Here is a 15,539-nt window from a genome sequence, read left to right on the forward strand (position 1 = left end):
AATACCGCAGAAAAACGAGGGGCTGCAGGCCGCCGCAGCGGCCCGGCACGCTACTGGAACGTAGCGCACGAGTCAATCAACAACCCGTCGCGTACTGCCATGTTCCGCAGGGGAAAAGTGCCGAAATTGCCGGTGAATTTCGAGAAGTGGAATACGGTCACCGGTGGCAGCGGTCGACAACCGGCTAAACTCGCCGCCTCAACGAGAACTCCTGTCCGACACTCATGCCAGATGCACTTGCTCCCCGCCTGAAATACGGTGTGATCGCCCCCGCGACCAACACCATCGTGCAGCCGGAATTCGACGCCATGCGGCCGCGCGGCGTGACCAACCAGATGGCCCGGGTGGTCATTCCCGACTCGCCGGTCGGCACCGAGAGCGAGTTCGTCGCCATGATGGGACAGGTCCGCAGCAACATCGAAGGGGCGCTCGACGCAGTCATGGCTTGTTCGCCATCTGCCGTCGTGTGCGGCATGAACGCCGAGACCTTCTGGGAAGGCGTGATGGACGCCAACGCAGTCCAGGCCCACCTGGAAGCCCGCGCCGGCGTGAAGGTAATCCTCGGAGTGCAGGCCTGCCTGGCGGCGATTCAGCGCTATGGCGGGATCCGGCGGATCAGCGTCATCACCCCGTACATGCCCTCGGGCGATGCCCAGGTGCGCCGTTCCTTCACCGATAGCGGTTTCGAGGTGGTGAACCTGCTGGGCCTGAAGAGCAACAGTCCGCTATTGATGGCCCACGAGGCCCCCGAGCGCCTGCGCCGGGCGGTGCGCGAGGTGGACGACAGCAGCGTCGAGCTGATCCTGCAGGTGGGCACGAACCTGGCGTTCGCCTCGATCGCCGCCGAAGCCGAGCGCTGGCTCGGCAAGCCGGTGCTGGCGGTCAATACCTGCACTTACTGGCACGCCCTACGGAGCACGGGCATCGAGGACAAGATCGAGGGGTTCGGATCGCTGCTGACCGAGCACTGAAGAACCGTCCGCAACGGCTGTAATCCTCGGTTTCCTATGACTCTGTGCGCACTTTGGGCGCATGGATTCTGCTATCTTGCCCAGCCATTCATCAGTCAGTGCGACCATCGCCATGCGTACCATCCGCCCCAGTGCCGGCCTCGCCAACGTGAAGTATGAAATTCGCGGCGACCTGGCACGGCGCGCCCATGAAATGGAGCGCCGGGGCTACGACATCATTCCGCTGAACATCGGCAATCCCGGCGTGTTCGGATTTCGCACGCCCGAGACCATGCGGCTGGCGATGATCGAGAACCTGAAGGCGAGCGAGGCCTACAGTCATCAGAAGGGCATCTTCCCGGCCCGCGAAGCGGTGGTCATGCAGCAGCAGAGCCGCGGCGTGCGTGGTGTGAGCGCCGATGAAGTGTTCATGGGCAATGGCGTGAGCGAGCTCATCGACCTGGTGCTGCGCGCCTTGCTGTCGACCGACGATGAAGTGCTCGTACCGATGCCCAACTATCCGTTGTGGACGGCGGCGGTGAATTTGAATCGCGGCCGCGCCGTGCATTATCCCTGTCACGCGGCGAATGGCTTCGAGCCGGACCCGGCAGAGATCGAGGCGTTGATCACCAGCCGGACGCGCGCCATCGTCGTGATCAATCCAAACAATCCGACGGGCGCCGTGTATTCGCGCGCCACGCTCGAAGCGATTGCTCGCATTGCCGAACGGCATCACCTCGTCGTGTTCTCCGATGAGATCTACGATCAGATCGTTTATGACGACGCGAAGTTCGTGCCGATGGCGACACTCGTGCAGAACACGTTGTGCGCCACCATGTCGGGCCTGTCGAAGGTCTATCGCGCCTGCGGCTATCGCGTCGGCTGGGTGTCGTTCTCCGGCGAGATCGAGTCGGCCCGCGAATACATGAGCGCGCTCGACAAGCTGTCGTCACTGCGTTTGTGCAGCAACGTGCCGGGGCAGTGGGCCGTGCAGACCGCGCTCGGCGGCTATCAGAGTATCCTGGAGCTGACGCGTCCGGGCGGGCGTTTGTTTGAATCGCGCCAGGCCATTCTCAATGGCGTCGCGAACAGCAAGTATCTGCAGGTGCATGCGCCGCGTGGTGCGATCTACGCGTTCATCGGCATCAAGGAAGGCGTGCTGCCGAACTTCGACGATCAGCGCTTCGCCATGGATCTGCTCGAGCACAAGCATGTGCTGCTCGCGCCGGGCACGAGCTTCAACACGCCATACAAGACTCACTTCCGTATCACCAATCTGCCACGCCCCGAAGTGCTGGCCGACGTGTTCCTGCGCATGGAGGAACTGTTGGACAGCTACGCCAATGGGGCCGAGCCTGTGTCACGCGCGGCGCCGGACTTGAAGGTCGTCCGCAACCAGTCATGAGTTAAGGGGCATTGCAGCTCCATTCGCTTCTAGATCAGGGCGTCACGGTGCTCACCGCGAGCCGCAGGCTCGCGCATGCGCTGCGGTTGGGCTATGCCCAGCATGCGCAGAGTCAGGGGCAATCCGTCTGGCGCACGCCACGCGTTCTGCCGTGGTCCACGTGGCTCGCTCAGCAATGGCTCGAATCACGAGCCATTGGCGCGCACGCGCATCACGCTCGTTTGTTGACCAACGCCCAGGCGCGAATCCTTTGGGACAGCCTGGTCAATGACAGCGAGTGGGGCTCGGGCCTGCTCAATCCCTCCAACGCCGCTCGGCTCGCCGCACGCAGCTGGCGCCGGATGCAGGAATATCTGATCCCGCTCGCAGCGCTGAACGATAGCGACAGCTCCGAAGGTCGCGCCTTGCATGCCTGGTGCACCGAGTTCCTGCGTCGCTGCGAGAAGCTGCAAGCCATCGATGAAACGCGTCTGGCCCATTGGGCGCACGATGCGAACTTCGTGCCCGAGGAAACATTGGCGCTCGCGGGCTTCGACAGCATTCCGCCCTCAGTCGCTCGATTGATCGAGCGCTGGCGTGCGCGGGGCAAGATTGCTGACATCGCAGCGGACGAGCAGACATCGCGCTCGGTCGTGGTCGTCACCGCGCGCGATGCCGACGATGAGCTCGAGTTGGCCGCGCGTTGGGCGCGTGCGCAGATCGCGACCGGCAAGAGCACGGTCGGCGTTGTCGTTGCCGATCTGCAGTCGCGTCGCGCGGAAGTGCAGCGAGTCTTCGAGGATGTGTTCGCGCCGGGCCAACGAAACATTCAGGCGGAGTCTGCGAAGATTCCCGTCGTGATCGCAGCGCCTGCGCCGCTTGCGTCGTATCCCGTCGTGGATGCGGCGCTCTTGGTGCTGCAGTTCGCGTTGCATGATCGACCGGCGACGCACGCGGGCCGATTGTTACGTTCGCCATTCATCGCAGGCGGCGAAGCGGAGAAAGATCGTCGCGCCATGGCGGACTTCCGACTGCGTGAAGATCAGCGAGATCGATGGGATTGGTTCGAGCTCGAGCGCTGGGCGAGCGCATCGGGCTGCGATCAGTTGGCCGTGGCTGCGCGGAGCATTGGCGCAGAGATTCGCGGCAAAACCTCATCCACGGGCGCAAGCGCCTGGGCCGAACGTTTCCATGCCTGGCTGCGGGCGGTCGGCTGGCCCGGTGAGCGTTCGTTGAGCAGCGTCGAACATCAGACCGTGCTCAAGTTTCACGCGGCGCTCGCGGAGTTTGGAACGTTGGATGCGGTTACGGCGTCGCTGTCCGCGGCGGCGGCCTTGTCTCGTTTGCAGGAGCTGTTGCGAGACACGCCATTCGAGCCGGAGACGCAGGCGACTTCGATTACCGTGATCGATCCCGCTACTGTCGCCGGCATGAGCTTCGATGCCACCTGGGTGACCGGGCTCGATGCCGCGCGGTTGCCCGAGCCCGTGAATCCCGATCCCTTGTTGCCCGTCCCTCTGCAGCGCGCCGCGAAGATTCCCGAAGCGACGGCGGAAGGGGTCATGCAGCTGTCGAAAGCGCGACTCGCGCGTTGGACCAGCAGCGCGCCGCAGGTTGTGCTGAGCTGGCCGCGGCAGGAAGGTGAAGCCGAGCTGCAGCCCAGCCCGATGTTGGCGTCGTGGCCCACGGTCAAAGGCAGCGATCTCGCGATCGCCTCGGTGCGGCCGCTGCGGCGTACTTTGTTTGATCAGCGACCGCTGCTCGAACAAATGCGTGACGAGCTCGCGCCACGGCTGACCGTGAGAACCGCTCGAGGCGGCGCGATGACGCTGGAGCTGCAATCTCGCTGTCCCTTCCGGGCGCAGGCGCAGATTCGCTTAGGCGCGGAGGACATGCCGACGGTGAGCATCGGCGTCGAGCCGATCGACCGCGGCATCATTCTGCACCGGGTGCTTGAAGAGATCTGGGGCTCCCTGCGCAGCCACGCCGGGCTGCTCGCCGTCGAGGAAGAAACATTGGCCGAGCGCGTGCGAGCGAGCGCCGAGCGTCACACGATGCAGGCGTTGCAGCCGACGGTTCGTTACCGGCAGCGCCTTGCGGCGCTCGAAGCCAGCAATGTCGCCAAGCAAGTGCTGCAGTTGTTGGCCGTGGAGAAAGAGCGTCCCTCGTTTGTGTTGAGACTGACTGAGAAGTCCGAGCCGTACGCCATCGGTGGACTGTCGATCACGCTGCAGCCGGACCGCATCGACGAGCTCGGTAACGGCGGCAATCTGCTGATCGATTACAAACTCGGCGACTCGCACTCGCCGCGGCAATGGCTCGATACGCGACCGGGTCGGCCGTTGCGGCCACAGCTGCCATTGTATGGATTGGCGCACGGCGAATCGTTGCGTGGCCTCGCGTACGTCGTCTTGGCGGCTGGCGCGGTGGAGTATCGCGGCTGGAGCGACGGTGCGTTCATCGGCGAGGGCGTCGCTGCCTATCCAGGGCATGTGCGCCTCAAGCCAGATCATCCGCCGGATTGGCCATCGCTGGTGGCTCACTGGCGTAAGTCACTCACGCAGCTCGCGGAGAATTTCGTCGAAGGTCAGGCGGCGGTGGATCCGTTGCTGGCGCAGGAGTGCGCGTACTGCCATTTGAGCGCGTTCTGCCGGATCAGCGAACGGGCGCAGGAAGACGAGGCGGAGCACCACGATGAGTAGCGACGCCACGGCGCGCAAACGCGCGCTCGATCCGACGCGCTCGTTCATCGTCCAGGCGCCGGCCGGCTCGGGCAAGACCGAGCTGCTCACGCAGCGCTATTTGCGATTGCTCACAACCGTCGAGCATCCGGAGCAGATCCTTGCGATCACGTTCACGCGCAAGGCCGCTGCGGAAATGCGCAATCGTATTCTGCTTTCCATCGAAGCCGCCGGCGGTCCGCAGCCTGAGTCGGCGCACAAGCTCGCGACCTGGGAATTGGCGCGCGCGGTGCGTGCCGCCGACATCGAGCGCAATTGGAAACTCGCCGAGCATCCATCGCGACTACGCATTCAAACGATCGATGCGCTCAACTCGACACTCGCGCGGCGCTTACCGATCCTCGCCGGCACGGGTTCGGCGTTGGAGCCGGCCGAAGATCCCTGGCCCTTGTATGAAACGGCGGCGCGACGGCTGATCGAACGGCTCGGCGAAGGCTCATCGATCGCCGATCATCTCGAATCGTTGATCGTGCATCTCGGCAATCGCACCGATCTGCTCGCGGATCTGCTGTGCGAGCTGATGGCCAAACGCGATCAATGGCTGCACCAGATCGTGAGCGCCGGCGCACACGACGATTTGCGCGCCGTGCTCGAACTCACCTTGCAGAACGTAATCAAGCGTCATCTCACGACGCTGTGCGGGCTGCTGAATGACGTACGTCGTCGTGAGTATTGGGATCTCGCGGTGTTCGCTGCGTCCAACCTGCGCGACGTCGCGGGGGTGAACGAAGAGAAGCGGTTGCTGCTCGATGCGTGCTCGAATGCGCTCGCCAGCCCAAATGCCCAGAGCGACACCATCGATGCCTGGCTGGCCCTGGCGAGCGTGTTCCTGAAGCGGGATGGCTCGCCGTATCAGACTGTCACGAAGAAGAGCGGCTTTCCGACGACGCATCCCCAGCAGAAGGAGCAGATGCTCGGTGTGCTCGCAGAGCTCGCTCAGGATGCTGAGCTGATCGGCCAGCTCGGAGCGCTTCGCAATCTGCCGCGCCCGACTTACTCGTCCGAGCAGTGGGCGATTCTGGAAGCCTTGCTCGCCGTGCTGCCCGTGGCGGTCGCGGAGCTGCAGATCGTGTTTCAATCGCAAGGGCAGGCGGATTACATCGAGGCGGCGCTGCGAGCGCTGCAAGCGCTGGGATCGAGCGATGAGCCGACGGATCTGGCGCTGGCCTTCGATTATCGCTTGCAACATTTGCTGGTCGATGAGTTTCAGGACACCTCGTTCGGTCAGCTCGATCTGCTCGAGCGGTTGACCGCGGGCTGGACGGAAGGCGACGGTCGCACGTTGTTCTGCGTCGGCGATCCGATGCAATCGATTTATCGTTTCCGTCAGGCCGAGGTGGGCTTGTTTCTGCAGCTGCAGCGGCAGGGACTGCGCAACGTGCGTCTCGAGCCGTTGCAGCTCACCTCGAACTTCCGCTCGACGCGTCCCATCATCGAGTGGGTGAATCGTGTGTTCCCAGGCGTGCTGTCGCCGACCGACAACGCGGAGCAGGGCGCCGTGCGCTACAGCCCGAGCGTCGCGGCTCTGCCGAGCACGCGGGGCGGGGTCAAGGTTCATCCGTCGTTCGACAAGGATGAATTGGCCGAGGCGCGCCAGGTCGTCAAGCTGGTTCGTAAGAGCCTCGCCGAGGATCCTGACACGACCGTTGCCGTGCTCGTCACGGCTCGCTCGCATGTGGGCTTGATCGCGAGCCAGTTGCATGCGGCGTCGATTGATTTTCAGGCGATCGAGATCGAAGCGCTGCTCGATCGGCCCGTCGTGCAGGATCTGACGGCGCTGACTCGCGCGCTCGTGCATCTTGCCGATCGAACATCGTGGCTCGCGGTGCTGCGGGCGCCGTGGTGTGGTCTTACGTTGAATGACCTGCACGCGATCGTCGGCAACAACCGATCATCCACGGTCAACGAATTGCTGGCTCGCGCACTCGAGTCGGCCGACACGCTGAGCAATGAGGGCTGCGAACGTATCACTCGCGTGCATGCGATTCTGCAGGCTGCGCTGGCCCAGCGAGGACGACTATCGCTGCGCGACTGGGTGGAGCGCACCTGGAATGCATTGGGCGGCCCCGCGACCTTGCATCGGCCTCAAGATCTCGACGATGCCGACGCTTATCTGCGCCGGCTCGATAACATCGAGATTGCCGGCGATCTCGACGATGCCGCGCGGCTGGAAGAACAGCTCGACCGCCTGTTTGCTCGCCCGCGGCCGGAGAACCGGGCGCGTGTGGAAGTGATGACGATCCACAAATCCAAGGGCCTGGAATACGACGTGGTCATCCTGCCGGCGTTGGATCGGCTGTTGCGCGGCGAGAGCCGTGAGCTGATGCGCTGGACGCGTATACCCGGTCGCGAAGGCGGCATCGTGTTCGCGCCGATCAAGGCCGCCGGCGCCGATTCCGATCCGATGTATCGTTGGATCGAACTGCTGGAGCGTGAGCGCAGCGCTCGCGAGCGCGGCCGACTGTTGTATGTCGCGGCGACTCGCGCCAAGCGGGTCCTGCATTTGCTCGGCCGGGTGCGAGTGAAAGAAACGGAGGAGGGCGCGGAGCTGCGCGAGCCCCTCAACGGCTCGATGCTTCGTTTGCTATGGCCGGAAGTGAAATCTCACTTCGAATCCAGTGTGCAGACGAAGCCGCAACAGGATCTCTTTGCGTCCGCGCCGACGCCGTCCCTTCGCGTGCGCCGCCTGCCGCTGCAATGGCAGCAGCCGACCGCGGACGCATCCGTAACAGCGAAGACGGTGAATCTCAGCGATCTCGAAGCGCAGATCGAGTTTGACTGGGCCTCACAGACCGCTCGTCACATCGGCACGCTCGTACACCGTGAATTGGACCGGCTCGTCCGTGCAGGCGTTGAGCGCGCGACGCCATCGCCCAATCGCGCGCGGCTGTGTGCCGAGCTTGCTGAGCTTGGCGTGCCCCCGGATCGATGTGATGCGGCGGCCGAGCGAGTCGTCGCCGCGATGGCGCAGACGCTCGCCGACGATCGTGGTCGCTGGCTGCTGGGCTTATCGTCGTCTTTGCGCGAAGCCGAGTCCGAGCTGGCCTTGAGCGGCGTATTCGACGGAGAGATCGTCTCCGGCGTGATCGACCGGACCTTTGTCGACGAGCACGGCGTGCGCTGGATCGTCGACTTCAAAACCGGCTCCCACGAAGGCGGCGGTCTGGAGCAATTCCTCGCCGACGAAGTCCGCCGCTACCGCGACCAGCTGCAACGTTACGCCCGGCTGATGAAACTGTTTCGTCCCGAACAGCCGGTGCGGGCGGCGCTGTACTTTCCGTTGATGAAGCAGTGGCGGGAAGTGCAGGTCGGCTAGGGCCGTCGGCGCCTCTAATCCACGAGCATGGGTCCCCAGTACCAGCCGGTCAGAGGCTGCCATGCAGTATGGGTGGTGCAATCGCCGCTGTCGTTGAACCACAGCTGGACGTGCTTACCCGACGCCTGCGCCGTGAGCAGTAGCGCATAAATCGCTTTGCAGGTCTGCGTCGTCGCATTGGATTCAGAGCTGCCGTTGAGCTCACAAAGATACGGCCATTGCAGGCCGGCGATTTCTGCCGCCGTAAGCTGTCCGGACGGACTGAGAGTCACTCCGGTGACGCGGCCTTGGCATGTATATGCTTGCGCCGAGCCGGCGAATGCGAGAGCGACCGCAAACAATGCGGCTTTCTTGTGGCTAATCACAGTGATCGTCCTTGTTAGTGAGTTGGCGGAAGCGGCTTCAGCATCACCGTCTCGATTCGGAGTTGTCAACAGTGGGCGGATGGAGATTCGTCCAAACCCTGATTTGCAATCCGGGTCGGTCGAGCCCGTTGACAGCGAGCGATTGCTGCTCAACCATGATCCGAAATGAAGCTAGGGATGGCGAATAAGAAAACGTTGCACCCTGGCCCAGCGATCGATTGCAGGCGCCGTCAACCGTTAGAGACATCGGTTGGATGCGCGTCTGAGCGATGTATTTCAAACGTAGCGGGATTGTGAAAACGTTGGGAGGGATTCGTGCGCACGAAACATCATGCAGGTGCGGTCTTATCGTTCGCTCTGGCGAGCGCTGCTTTGTTTGCTACCTCCGCTGCCGCGGAAGCGTGGTCACAGGCCGTAACCATAGAGTCCATAAAACCTCTGGCATCGTGGCAGGGCGGGCTCGTCCGCGTCGTCATCAACACCAATATCGTGACCAGCAACTGCGGCACGACCAATGAAATCGACTTTGGCTTCAGCGGCGGGACGCAGGAGTCGCGCTCGGCGGTGGCCTTTGCCACCGCACGGCCCTTGAAGTTCGCCCTGCACGATACTTCGTGCAGCGTCGCATCGCAGCCGCTGTTCACCGGCGTCGAAGTACTGAATCAATAGTCGGGAGCAGGATAGGAAGATCCGTAGCGCGCTGCTGGCGACCATGGGTGCACCACTTCCGCTACGTTGCGGTGTGCCTGAGTCCGGATCCAGGGGGGCGGCAGTTGAATGTTCCTCGATTGAGATGAAACGCACGTGCCGGGCAAGGATCCGCTGGTTAAACTACCGGCCATCCCAACCCCAGGTTTGCACCGGCAGGAGCTTTCGTGCACGTCATCATCGCCGCGATCACCGCGCTCGCTGGCTTGTTGTGGGCGATCAATTCGCTGCAGCGTTCGGGATTCAGTTTGAGCTCCATCAATCCGTTCCTCGCGTATCGGCGCTGGAAATGGAGCCGGACCTATGGCGCCAAGCCCATCTATCGGCTGGAGCGTCCCATGGACGTGGCGGCCGTGCTGCTCCTCGGGATCGCCAAGGCCGACGGTGAGATCACCTCCGACCAGAAGCGGGAGTTGCAGAACCTGTTCCAGAGCGAATTCGAGATTTCGCGGGACGAAGCGGCAGACCTGCTGCTCGCGAGCTCACATCTGATTCGCGACCAGATTTATATCGTCGATCATCTCGACAAGATTCTGGAGCTGAGCGCGGCGAAGTTCGAGCCGTCCGCGGTGAGCTCTTTGCTGGGCATGATGCGTCGGATTGCGGCGCTGGACGGATCGATCAATGGCGAGCAGCAGAAGTTGATCGACGCGACCGAACGTTACTTCGCGAGCCGGCAGAAGGCCGCGGGCGGCAAGTGGAGTTGAGCGCCTTTATACCGGTCCATTACAGCGTGCCCTCGGTGTTGAACTGTCGGCGGCCCTGGGCGTCGGGCGGCCCGAGGAATTCCAAGGCTTGCACCAGATTGCGAGGCGCATCGGGGCGCGCGGCGATCAGGGCTTCGAGGGCATAACTGCGGTCGGGCTTGAGTTGCAGGGTGCCATTGAGCTGCAGCGGTCCATCGCCGGCGTCCGAGATCGCGCCTTTCAACACATCCGCGGTCGAGGCGGCGGGGTCGAACAGAATTCGATAGCTGCCGGCCTTCGAGGGGTTGCGGGCCGGGCCGTTCAGGTCCATCACTTCCAACGAACCATTCACCTTCGTCGGCCAGCCTTTTTCCAACGTGAGCTGCTCGAAGCGGCCGTTGAGCGTGCCAGCCCAGCCGCCGGGAATCGCGTTCGCGGGCAGGGCGCTCAGTGGCAGCGATGCAGTCAGCGATGTGAGATTCATCGTGCCGGTCGGGCCCACACTGAGCTTCGTCTGGGCGAAGCCATCGATGCGCGTCACCTTCACGTCGGCATTGGCGTGCGCGGTGAGCAGGGGCAGGGCATGCAGCTTCCATTCGACACTGCCGATGTTCGCGCCTTGAACTTGCAGCACCTGAGCGCGGCCATTCCAGATCGTGCCGGAGACGCCGCCTGCGTAAACACCGGAGGAGGCCAGCCACGACACCACGATGCTCGCGGGCAAGGTGACCACGGCGAAGATGAGGAATGCGCCCACGCCGAGCGCGACCAACGGCCAGAGTCGCTTCATAGAGTTGTTATGCGCCGACGCGGGTCAGGACCAGGTTGGCATTGACGAGACCGGGCTTGGCGGTGCGATCGATGCTGGCGGACTCGACGTCCACCGAATGCACCTGCTGGAGCGTGCCCAGGCACACCATCAGCTTGTCGAACTCCGCCCCTTCGAGTCGCACGCGGATGCCGCGCTCGCCATTGGGCGTCTGGCCCGTCAGCGACGCGCCCAAGCCGCACTCACGGGCGGTACGATCGATCAGCACGACCATGGATTCACTGCTCGGGCCCGGACGGCTCGGCGCATTGGCGCTGAGCACGGCAACTTCCCCGGCCACGCTGCGCATCCAGGCGAGATCGCCTTCCTTCTGCGCGACGCGCTTGGCTTGCGCATTGACGGCGCTATACAACGGAGCGAGCGCCAGTACATACACGGCAACGACCAGCACCAGGATGGCGCCGGCGATGACGATGATGCGCTCGCGAGGCTGCAGCGAATTGAATTTGTCTTTGAGCTGTTGCATCACGCGCCTGCCTTTTGAAATCGCAGCCGCCCCTCGATCTTCTGATCGCGCGGATTGGTCGACTTGATCTCGCCGCGGATGCCGCGCTCGTTGGCCACCTGCAGGATGCGATCGAGCACCGCCGTCTCATCCTTCGGCGCGAGCACGCGCAAATCGGTGCCGTCCTGCTGGTAGTAGAGCGCTTCCACATCGATATTGGGCGCCTGCGACATCGCCTCGCTCAGCATGGCGAGCGTCGTGAGCATGCCGCTGGTCGGCCCCGTGCCACGCAATTGCCCGAGGATCGCCTCGACCTGACGCCGTGCTTCGAGCGGATCGGGCACCGGCGCGCCCGGCAGAGCTTGCTGGAATACCTCGGCGATCTGCGCATCGAGCTGGCTTTCCACGCTCTTGTAATGGAAGTACTGCCAGGTCTTCATGCCAAGGTGCGCGGCGATGAATACGCCAGCGAGAATGGCCGCGTAGCGCCAGGGCGCGAAAGAAATATTGAGCTTGGTCTTGGCGGCGTAGGGACCTTGCAGCAGGTTCACCGCGCCAGTCTTGGGAATGTTCGAGGCCAGCAGCGGCAGCGGCCCGTCCGGCAGCAGCTTCAACTGCAGACTGGCGGTGAACTCTCGCAGACCCTCGAGCAGCTCGCGCTCGCGCTCGTAGTCTTCTTCAGAAACAAAGATGGTGACGTGCTCGCGCGACTCTTCGCCGCTCGCGAGCGCCATCTGCAGCGCTTCGATCAGCGGCTCGACTTCGATGACGGTGCCGGGCTGATTCTCGCGACGGACATACAGGCGTTTGCCATCGATGAGCACGGCGACCGCGCCGGTCACCGTCGGCAGCACACTGGTTTCGGCGTAGATCGTGTCGGTGGACAAGCCCGCTGCCTGCAGCGTCGCAACCCACTCGTCCATGCGAGCTCGCGAGACGGCAACGACCGGTGTGCCCGGACGCGACTCGCGCTTGCCGACGGCGAAGTGCATGTCCTCGACGTCCGCGGCCAACTGTTCTTCGAGTGCGAAGGGCACGACTTGCGCCAGTTTCGCGCCGCTCTTGAGCGGCAACACCGGCTCGGCCAACAAAACATCGGTGCCCGGCACGAGCACGACGGTCTTGCGAGCCTGGGAAAGCGCGGCGGCATCGCTGAGCGAGCCCCACGAGACATTGCCTCGCCGGGCGCCGGCGCCGTCGACGATCAACCATTCGGCTTGCGGCGCCGCCTGCGAGCCGCCCGGTGAGGCGGCCGCGATGGGATGCAAGCGGACAACTAGGAGTTCCGGCATCAGAGCGTTCCGTAGCTTCTTAGGATGGGACGGACCTGGTTGGCGCCGCCGCTTCGATACAACAAACTGTACAGGGTGAACCTTTGAGTGCCAAGGGTGACCCAGATGGTCGCCAGGAAGTAATCGCTGGTTTCACCGTACATGTCCTTCAGCTCGTCCTTGCGATCGGCCGACAGGCTGGCTTCGAACTCCTGCGGCGTCGGAAAGCAACGCTGCTGGCGCGTTTGCCTGCCCACGTCCCGACCGAGTGTGAATTCCCGATTGCCGCCGATCATCGCATCGAGCAGCTCCGGCGAAGCCGTACATAGATTGATGGGCTGACGGGCGGGCAGGGCCGTAACGAACGGCGCGATCTTGCGATAGCGCTCCGCGCCGAACTCCGGTAATGCCAGCAATTCGCTAGCACGCGTGATGGGCATGTTCGCGGTGCGGTAGGGCGGCGACAGGTTCGTGTACACCGGATCCTCGGCGCCGTCGGGAAAGCCGGCGTTGTTGTCCGAGTCGATCCAGTCGGCGATGTAGCCGGCCCACTTCGGCTCGATCTCGAGCAGCGTGAGCAGACGCTCGAAGAGCTCGACCATGGGTTTGTTCACCACGCTCTGACCGGACTGATCGAAGGTCACCAGATCGTTGAGATTGAAGCGGCCCTGCAGGTCTTCGAGCTGACCTTCGAACTCACCGCCGATATCTTCCAGCGGAATGGGAGGAATGGGGACGGCCCACTCTTCGGTGAAGTCATCGGTCTTGTTCGATTGCATCTTGTCCCGGCGCAGCGCATCCGAGGCCCAGGCTTCACCGCCCATCGCGATCTCGAACGATTGATCGAGCGAGAACGTGTTCACCGTGCGGCGCTGATCGAGATAGCCGCGGAAGCCGACTTCGGCGGCCAGAATGGTCGCGAGCGCCACGATGAGCACGGCCATGACGAGCGCGACGCCTCGTTGATGACGGCTGCTCTTCATCCCGACACCTCGACCAGTCGCTTCAACTCGCCCCAGTCTTCGAGCTCGAGCGTGAATTCCACCGCGATCGGACGCACCCAGGGCGCGTCGGCGGGTGAATAACCGAGCGGCGGCCACTGGTCGTGCCAGGTGCGGTTCGGATCCATGAACCGGAATTTCAGGCTCTTGACGCCATCGAGCATCTCGGCGCTTTCCGGCTCGCTGCTCATCGTGCGATCGAGCGCGAGCCAGTAGTCGCGGATGAGCTTTTTGTCTTCGACGCGATAGGCCACGCGCTGCAGAGTGGAGCGGGGCACGCCGGCGGGATTGCTCCAGCCCGAATGCGTGAGCTCGACCAGCGAATCGCCGCCGCCTTTCTCATCGGCGCGCAGCGCCGGAACGAGACCGTCGCCCAGCGGCTGACGCACGGGGCGGGGCTCGAGCGATGTGAAATCCAGATTCAAGCGTTGCATGGTCGCTTGAATGGCGCGCGTGCGCGCGGCGCCGGCATCGACGATGTCGCTTTGTTTGACCAGCTCGTTGTAGCCGCCCATCGCAATGGCGCTGACGATGGCGAAAATAAATATCGCCACCAGCACCTCGACCAGCGTGAAGCCGCGCGCCCTCATGAGCTGGGATCCTCGCCGCCCGGTTGATCGGGCTCAGGATTCACAGGCTCGCCCGGCTCGGGCTGCGGTTGTTGCGGCGGCGGCTCGGTTTCCGAATCGCGACGGCGCTCGCCCGGTTGGCCGCCCCCTTGCTGTTGCGAGCCGCGCCAGGAGATTTGGGTGACGCCCGGCGGCGCGACGGCCGTGCCGTAAAAGCCGGTGACGTAGGCCAGCGAGCTTTTTTCCGGCGCCTCCGACGGACGCACGCTGACTTCGATGCGACGGATCGATTCGACCGGCGTCTGTTTCACTTCCATGGTCCAGCGCCAGTCGCGCCCGGCCATTTCCACTTCATCGGAGGATTTGTCGATGGCCGGTGCGTTGGGCTCCAGGCGCACCTTGGTGAGCTGATTCATCGCGATCCAATGCGCGATGGTTTTCTCACGAATGTAGGAAGTGTTGTTCGCCGTCTGGCTCACGGTCTGGATGACGGCCAGCATGCCCAGGCCGACGACGACCAGCGCCACCAGCACTTCGATCAGCGTGAAGCCCGACGCGGCGAGGCGTTTGCGATTGGAGAGCTCAGCGCGCACTGGACACCCGTGTCGGCTGTTGCTTGTCGTCTTTGGGTGGCTTGGTCTCGAGCAGCGCCGCCCATTGATTGCGGTCGTCGCGCACCTCGACGCGCAGGTTGTTGTTGGCGAGCGCGGTCACGCGCCACAACGCGGGTTGGCCTTCACGCTCGATCTCCAGCTCGAACGGGCTGACATCGCCGCTGGAGAGCACCATGATGTGCGGCGGATTCTTCTTGTTCTCGTCCTTGTCGCCCCGCTGCGGCAGGTTGGGCTTGAGCACCACCTCGCGCGATTCCAGTCGCAGCCGGAAGCGCAGGCCCTCGGGCAACTCGCGCTGTTGAAACAATTCATCGCCCTCGATGGGTTGCCACTCGTCCTTGCGGGAATCGAAGCGCAGATATTCGTAGGCGCCGTTCGAGACGAAGATGCCGAGATCCTCGACCTGCATTTCGCCTTCTTCGCGGGCCTGTTGCAGCACCGTCCAGAAACGCCGGGACTCATCTTCGGCCTGACGGTCGCGGCCGAGCACACCGAACGACAGCACCGCCATCGCCACCATGATGCCGATGATCACCAGCACCACGAGCAACTCCAGCAGCGTGAAGCCGCCGTGCCGCTGCTGCCAACGAGGCGGGGGGCAGGTGTGGATAATATGAGCTCTACCGTGGTGCGTAAGGCGCCGGATCATAACAAAGCAGA

At 63.6% G+C, this 15,539-nt stretch carries 14 protein-coding genes; 6 read left to right on the forward strand and 8 right to left on the reverse strand.

Annotated features, from left to right (window positions below; all coding sequences use genetic code 11):
- Positions 1-224 precede the first annotated feature (224 nt).
- The 4 genes from GYH35_RS07950 to GYH35_RS07965 all read left to right on the forward strand — a co-directional run bounded on the left by GYH35_RS07950 (position 225) and on the right by GYH35_RS07965 (position 8,391).
- Entirely contained in the window at positions 225-971 is a 747-nt protein-coding gene (locus tag GYH35_RS07950; protein WP_161815096.1) for a maleate cis-trans isomerase family protein, read from the forward strand.
- A gap of 112 nt (positions 972-1,083) precedes the next feature.
- Entirely contained in the window at positions 1,084-2,355 is a 1,272-nt protein-coding gene (locus tag GYH35_RS07955) for an aminotransferase class I/II-fold pyridoxal phosphate-dependent enzyme (protein ID WP_161815095.1), read from the forward strand.
- A 47-nt stretch (positions 2,356-2,402) separates the two neighbouring features.
- Positions 2,403-5,036 carry a PD-(D/E)XK nuclease family protein gene (locus GYH35_RS07960; protein WP_161828114.1) on the forward strand — a complete coding sequence of 878 codons (2,634 nt, stop codon included), beginning with the start codon at positions 2,403-2,405 and terminating at the stop codon, positions 5,034-5,036.
- Positions 5,029-8,391, forward strand: coding sequence for a UvrD-helicase domain-containing protein (locus GYH35_RS07965; RefSeq protein ID WP_161828115.1), 3,363 nt, complete (start codon positions 5,029-5,031; stop codon positions 8,389-8,391). The genes GYH35_RS07960 and GYH35_RS07965 overlap by 8 nt, the downstream gene beginning before the upstream one ends.
- A 14-nt stretch (positions 8,392-8,405) precedes the next feature.
- Here GYH35_RS07965 and GYH35_RS07970 read toward each other — a convergent pair whose 3' ends face one another.
- A complete protein-coding gene (locus tag GYH35_RS07970; protein ID WP_161828116.1) occupies positions 8,406-8,909 on the reverse strand; it encodes a hypothetical protein in 504 nt (167 codons plus the stop codon).
- Positions 8,910-9,071: 162 nt separating this feature from the next.
- Between GYH35_RS07970 and GYH35_RS07975 the strand changes: the two genes are divergently transcribed.
- Both GYH35_RS07975 and GYH35_RS07980 read left to right on the forward strand, forming a co-directional pair.
- Complete coding sequence (locus GYH35_RS07975) at positions 9,072-9,425, forward strand: hypothetical protein (RefSeq protein WP_161828117.1); 354 nt, start codon at positions 9,072-9,074, stop codon at positions 9,423-9,425.
- Between the two features lie 206 nt (positions 9,426-9,631).
- Positions 9,632-10,171, forward strand: coding sequence for a TerB family tellurite resistance protein (locus GYH35_RS07980; RefSeq protein WP_161815090.1), 540 nt, complete (start codon positions 9,632-9,634; stop codon positions 10,169-10,171).
- Between the two features lie 19 nt (positions 10,172-10,190).
- Here the strand turns inward: GYH35_RS07980 and GYH35_RS07985 are convergent, their stop codons facing one another.
- Genes GYH35_RS07985 through gspH form a run of 7 tightly spaced genes read right to left on the reverse strand, consistent with a single transcriptional unit; the run spans position 10,191 to position 15,528 of the window.
- Positions 10,191-10,940: a type II secretion system protein N gene (locus GYH35_RS07985; protein ID WP_161815089.1), complete on the reverse strand. Its 750-nt coding sequence runs from the start codon at positions 10,938-10,940 to the stop codon at positions 10,191-10,193.
- A gap of 7 nt (positions 10,941-10,947) precedes the next feature.
- Complete coding sequence (gene gspM / locus GYH35_RS07990) at positions 10,948-11,445, reverse strand: type II secretion system protein GspM (RefSeq protein WP_161815088.1); 498 nt, start codon at positions 11,443-11,445, stop codon at positions 10,948-10,950.
- On the reverse strand, positions 11,445-12,716 hold the full coding sequence (gspL, locus tag GYH35_RS07995; RefSeq protein ID WP_161828118.1) for a type II secretion system protein GspL: 1,272 nt from the start codon (positions 12,714-12,716) through the stop codon (positions 11,445-11,447). The genes gspM and gspL overlap by 1 nt, the downstream gene beginning before the upstream one ends.
- A complete protein-coding gene (gene gspK, locus GYH35_RS08000; protein ID WP_161815086.1) occupies positions 12,716-13,678 on the reverse strand; it encodes a type II secretion system minor pseudopilin GspK in 963 nt (320 codons plus the stop codon). The genes gspL and gspK overlap by 1 nt, the downstream gene beginning before the upstream one ends.
- Positions 13,675-14,286 carry a type II secretion system minor pseudopilin GspJ gene (gene gspJ / locus GYH35_RS08005; RefSeq protein ID WP_161815085.1) on the reverse strand — a complete coding sequence of 204 codons (612 nt, stop codon included), beginning with the start codon at positions 14,284-14,286 and terminating at the stop codon, positions 13,675-13,677. The genes gspK and gspJ overlap by 4 nt, the downstream gene beginning before the upstream one ends.
- Complete coding sequence (gspI, locus tag GYH35_RS08010) at positions 14,283-14,858, reverse strand: type II secretion system minor pseudopilin GspI (protein WP_161815084.1); 576 nt, start codon at positions 14,856-14,858, stop codon at positions 14,283-14,285. Before gspI ends, gspJ begins: the two co-directional genes overlap by 4 nt.
- On the reverse strand, positions 14,848-15,528 hold the full coding sequence (gene gspH, locus GYH35_RS08015; protein WP_268894921.1) for a type II secretion system minor pseudopilin GspH: 681 nt from the start codon (positions 15,526-15,528) through the stop codon (positions 14,848-14,850). Before gspH ends, gspI begins: the two co-directional genes overlap by 11 nt.
- Positions 15,529-15,539 lie beyond the last annotated feature (11 nt).

This window comes from Steroidobacter agaridevorans (genome assembly GCF_009932555.1).
In the GTDB taxonomy this organism is placed as follows: Bacteria; Pseudomonadota; Gammaproteobacteria; order Steroidobacterales; family Steroidobacteraceae; genus Steroidobacter; species Steroidobacter agaridevorans.

Excerpts from the sequence above, each read along its gene's own strand:
- GYH35_RS07950 (WP_161815096.1), top strand. The coding sequence starts at position 225 with ATGCCAGATGCACTTGCTCCCCGCCTGAAATACGGTGTGATCGCCCCC.
- GYH35_RS07955 (WP_161815095.1), top strand. The coding sequence starts at position 1,084 with ATGCGTACCATCCGCCCCAGTGCCGGCCTCGCCAACGTGAAGTATGAA.
- GYH35_RS07965 (WP_161828115.1), top strand. The coding sequence starts at position 5,029 with ATGAGTAGCGACGCCACGGCGCGCAAACGCGCGCTCGATCCGACGCGC.
- GYH35_RS07985 (WP_161815089.1), bottom strand. The coding sequence starts at position 10,940 with ATGAAGCGACTCTGGCCGTTGGTCGCGCTCGGCGTGGGCGCATTCCTC.
- gspM (WP_161815088.1), bottom strand. The coding sequence starts at position 11,445 with ATGCAACAGCTCAAAGACAAATTCAATTCGCTGCAGCCTCGCGAGCGC.
- gspL (WP_161828118.1), bottom strand. The coding sequence starts at position 12,716 with ATGCCGGAACTCCTAGTTGTCCGCTTGCATCCCATCGCGGCCGCCTCA.
- gspK (WP_161815086.1), bottom strand. The coding sequence starts at position 13,678 with ATGAAGAGCAGCCGTCATCAACGAGGCGTCGCGCTCGTCATGGCCGTG.
- gspJ (WP_161815085.1), bottom strand. The coding sequence starts at position 14,286 with ATGAGGGCGCGCGGCTTCACGCTGGTCGAGGTGCTGGTGGCGATATTT.
- gspH (WP_268894921.1), bottom strand. The coding sequence starts at position 15,528 with ATGATCCGGCGCCTTACGCACCACGGTAGAGCTCATATTATCCACACC.